The sequence below is a fragment of the Globicatella sp. HMSC072A10 genome (assembly GCF_001811625.1).
Lineage (GTDB): Bacteria > Bacillota > Bacilli > Lactobacillales > Aerococcaceae > Globicatella > Globicatella sanguinis.
On record NZ_KV805805.1, the window covers coordinates 1 to 4324 of the forward strand.

The following is a 4324-nucleotide window of genomic DNA, read 5'->3' on the forward strand; positions in this document are numbered from 1 at the left end:
TTTACAATGTTGTGTCCAAACTTTATTGTATCTGAAGCTCTCTTTCTTTTTTACTTTTTTGTCACATATGTATGATAACCTAACAGAAATAACATCAAAACAAATGGAAAGCGCTTGCTTTTTTGGAAAACTATGATATCATGGAATCATATAAAATAAGTATTGGAAGAATCACTATGAAGAAACGTTTAGGTCTATTAGTGCTTGCTGCTATTATGTTGTCATTACCTATGAATGTTAATGCGGAATCGATTGGTGTCTCTAGTAGTATGGCTCAAGAAACTCGAGTGTCGTTTATACCTAGCTCTGCATATATTTCTACAACACTAAAAAGTTATGCCGGTCCTAGAGTATATGTTCGTCAGATTGTGGGAGATGGACATTATGGTGGTTATGTTCCTTATTTAGGATCGGATGCGTTTGGATTCCATTATTATGGAGGTATGGCTCCTTTGATCGGTGCGAATCCTTATTATGTTGATGTATTGAATAATAATAATTAAGTATATTTTATAAACAATTAATGGAGCAGAGATGATGTAATAATCTGCTCCATTTGTTGATAATAAAAGACTATTCTCTCAAAAAGGAGGCATGGGGATGAAATTATTGGGATTTGACTTAAGACGATTATGGTCTTCTAAAGTGTATATTGTTCTGATTTTATTGAGCATAGGGACAGTGTTTCTATCAACCTTGTATTTAAAATCACACCCCTCACTTGACTATGAAAGAAATAATCATGTCGATTCTTATGAACAATATTTGTTGATGGCTTTGGCGAATACAGAAGAATTTGTTCCTGGTCAGCTCTCAAAAGGGCTACGTCATTATTATAAAATAGTTGATGAACCGCATTATGAGACGAGAGAATCTTTTTTAGGGTATCCAGTCAATTCGTTTAATTTGATAGTGCCATATTTTAAAGAAGCATTCAGCCTTGAACAACGTGAACTAAGTACTGATCAAAAGCAAATGCTTGATTATATTCAGGAAGTCAATAATTATATGGAGCAAAATGATTTAAGTGAACCTCCAACTCCTTTTTTATACAATATCGTAAAATCTGCAGATTTTTTATTTGGATTAATTCCGTTGTTTATCTTTAATATTCTTTTGTTAAAACTACTCGATGATGATTTAAGAGTCAATCATGTGCTACTATCCATTTTACCGCTTTCTGTTAGAAGTGTCCCTTTTTTCAGAAAATTAGCGGTATTTATGTATATATTTTTGTATATTTTATTAAGTATAATGGTCATGTGGTGTTTGTCAGATGATAAATCGTTACATTTGTTTTATCCAACGCGATCAATTATGTCGGAATCAACAATAGTGCCATTATATCAAGCGTTACTTTTTACCATTTTGTTGTTTGTATTGAGATTTTTTTTATTAGCTTCAATTGGGATTCTTTGTTTTATGCGATTAAAACAATTGAATTCCACAATCATTTATCAGACCATTATAACGTTTATTCTGATTTATTTTGGAAATTTTGTCATCAGTCATTCAGGGTCATGGATGCCTTTTGATATTAATCACAAAAATCAAATTTTAGGGAATCTTGAAAGATACTATGTAGGAGGTCGATGGGAGACTTACTTAACGGGAAAACCGATAAGGTTTGAGTATTTGATAGGGTGGTTAGTGATACTATTAATATTATTAATGGTGATTGATTATGTATATCCAATGTATTGTCAAAACTTGGATTCTAAATCGACTAAGCCAACGATGCAATATGAATTTCATACCACCATTTTTTTTGAATTCATTAAAAATTGGAGAGCACATCGGATTTCTCAATTATTAGGAATTTTTTGCGTTATACTACTCCTTTTTGTTGGTCATGGCATAGTGGGCGATTTTTATCGTATAAAAGATCCCTCTATTTCGAAATACACCCATGAAAACTATGGGTTGGCAATTAAATTTTATGAAGATGCTATTAATCAGTTGGAAGAGGAAAAGGCACTACTAGATCCAAATGATAGGAGTGCAATTCAAGCATATCAAGCAACAATTAATGATAGAAAAGAAATTTTAGTTCATTATCAACGTTTATATAATCAATGGATAATTCGAAAAGATGCACTAGAATTAAATGATATTAATCGTTATATTTCTAGTTTTGACTATGAAATGCTACTTTATTTTAATCCTAATAATCACTTTAATATAGTCGATGATACCTTTCGGTTCATGCCGAGGAACAATTATTATGTGGCAGGTGATTTTCCGACTGAATTTGGTTATTCATTAGCAAAAGATCGTTTATTAGAGTTGAAAAAACGTGGTATTGACCCTTTAGGAGGAGAGGCCATTATTTATAATTATCATGACCAACCTCGAGAATTATTAAATCAAATTTCAGATCGGTTGAATTTTCAAGTAGCAGACATCTCATTTTTAGGAGTGCTCTCACGTTTATTTCTAGTTTATCGTATTGATATGTTGATAATTTTCTTCTTGTTGATTGCTGCAATGTCAGATTATGAAGTGGAAGGAGAGCGTGGAAAACATGAGGCTTGGTTATATACCTTACCCTTATCTTCGAAGCGTATTTTTGATAGTAAATTAAAAGCAAGTCTTGCCACTGCTTCTATTTTGATCAGCTGTGTCATTATTCTATCTTTACTAGTAGGAATAGGATTTCAAAAATTTGGTTACATTAATTATCCAATGGTTTATTTTACAAAAGGTAATAATTATGAATGGATGGACTTATGGAAAGTAATGGGAATGATCGTTATTATTTTTTACTTAATCGTTTGTTTATTAAGTATTATTAATTTAATTATTTCTCAATGGGCTAGGACAATCGTCATAAAATCTTCAGTTTTAATTTTTCTAATGATATTTTTTTATCGAATGAGTTTGACTTCATCTGTTGGCAGATATTCTCCTTTCGCTTATTTAAACATAGCAGATGTAGTGGATGGATCTGTTTTTACTCGTTATTTAGGCCATGAAAGTTCTTTTATTTGGCCAATTTTTATTTTAGTTTTTTGGAATTTGGTATTCTATGCGCTAGGGATTATCCTAGTTACTAAAGTTGAGAGGAGAGAGCTTAAATGATAGTGAACATCAAACACTTGAATAAAACTTATGGTGAAAAAAAGGTGCTTGATAATATATCAATGACTATTATAAATCCTGGGATTTATGCAATTGTTGGTCCAAATGGGACAGGGAAATCCACGCTATTAAATTCAATGGTCAATCTTATCACCATCGATGACGGAGAAATTGAATTAGTTGGTAAATCTCATAAGGATAGAAAGGTTTTTCATTCCGTGTCTTTTTTAAAAGATCATACGGTTCTTTATCCGTATCTAACAGGACGAGACCATATCAATTTTGCCACTTCAGTATATGGTTCAAACAAAAGGTTTGTCGAAGATATGATTGATAAGTTTAATTTAGAAGGATTTTTAGATCAAAAAATTGAGACGTACTCTCTAGGGATGCGACAAATTTTACTTATTGCGCTCGCCATTCTCAATGATGGGGAATTAATTATATTGGATGAACCATTAAATGGTTTAGATCCAAGCAGAATTTTTGAAATGCGAGAATTATTTAGAGAGTTAGCTAGAAAAGGAAAAACAATACTTTTGTCCTCTCACAATCTTTCAGAGATTGAAGCCGTTACGAACAAAGTATTTTTTCTTAAAGAAGGCAAACTAATTTATCATGAACTTGATGCAAAGCACGGGGAAAAACTTGAAAATATCTATAAATCCTATTATTTAGAAAAAAACAAAAAAGATGCGTTTATTGATAAACATCTATATTCTGAAATTGAATAAAACAAACGAAAAACATTCTATAATGTGATGCCATTTTAAAAATATCCCGAATTGTCAAGTTAAGTGTAACACGGGTCAATCTGATACTCTAGAGTTGTCAAACATTTGTGACACAAATAGGTTGCTTATTTGGGCCGCCCTAGTCTTACTAATCATTCATCAATTTTATGAGGAGGGTCAAGGAGAAAAGCGAAGCGAACCTTGAGGCTCCTCTTAAAATGGATACACTATCCTATGTCTAGGCGTCCTGATTACTTTTATATGCTTTTATGATCTCAATTGGACTTTTAAACTGAAGTGCCTTGCGATGAATATTGTTGCCTCGATTAACATACCGCTGATGAGCTGTAATTAGTTCTTCCTCCGAATTGAATTGACGCTGATAGAACCGTTCACTATCTTCTCGATGACTTCGCTCTACAATCCCATTCTGCCATGGTGAATAAGGTCTAGTTTTTCGATACGTAATCCCCTTATTTTGTAAGCGTCCTATAACAGAGTATCTATCA

General features: G+C 32.3%; 3 protein-coding genes and 1 pseudogene. 3 read left to right on the forward strand and 1 reads right to left on the reverse strand.

The features are described from left to right. The first annotated feature begins 176 nt into the window (after positions 1-176). The 3 genes from HMPREF2811_RS09415 to HMPREF2811_RS09425 all read left to right on the forward strand — a co-directional run bounded on the left by HMPREF2811_RS09415 (position 177) and on the right by HMPREF2811_RS09425 (position 3815). Positions 177-503 carry a hypothetical protein gene (locus HMPREF2811_RS09415; protein WP_071409107.1) on the forward strand — a complete coding sequence of 109 codons (327 nt, stop codon included), beginning with the start codon at positions 177-179 and terminating at the stop codon, positions 501-503. Positions 504-600: 97 nt separating this feature from the next. Beyond that, a complete protein-coding gene (locus tag HMPREF2811_RS09420) occupies positions 601-3081 on the forward strand; it encodes a hypothetical protein (protein ID WP_071409108.1) in 2481 nt (826 codons plus the stop codon). Then, positions 3078-3815 (forward strand): ABC transporter ATP-binding protein, encoded by a 738-nt coding sequence (locus HMPREF2811_RS09425; RefSeq protein WP_071409109.1) that lies wholly within the window; start codon positions 3078-3080, stop codon positions 3813-3815. The genes HMPREF2811_RS09420 and HMPREF2811_RS09425 overlap by 4 nt, the downstream gene beginning before the upstream one ends. Positions 3816-4053: 238 nt before the next feature. On the opposite strand, the pseudogene HMPREF2811_RS11645 reads toward HMPREF2811_RS09425, so the two are convergent. After that, a pseudogene (locus HMPREF2811_RS11645) lies at positions 4054-4324 on the reverse strand (IS481 family transposase); the annotation flags it as partial.

What these genes read in the sequence shown, in the direction of transcription:
- HMPREF2811_RS09415 (WP_071409107.1), top strand. Translation starts at nt 177, where the DNA reads ATGAAGAAACGTTTAGGTCTATTAGTGCTTGCTGCTATTATGTTGTCA.
- HMPREF2811_RS09420 (WP_071409108.1), top strand. Translation starts at nt 601, where the DNA reads ATGAAATTATTGGGATTTGACTTAAGACGATTATGGTCTTCTAAAGTG.
- HMPREF2811_RS09425 (WP_071409109.1), top strand. Translation starts at nt 3,078, where the DNA reads ATGATAGTGAACATCAAACACTTGAATAAAACTTATGGTGAAAAAAAG.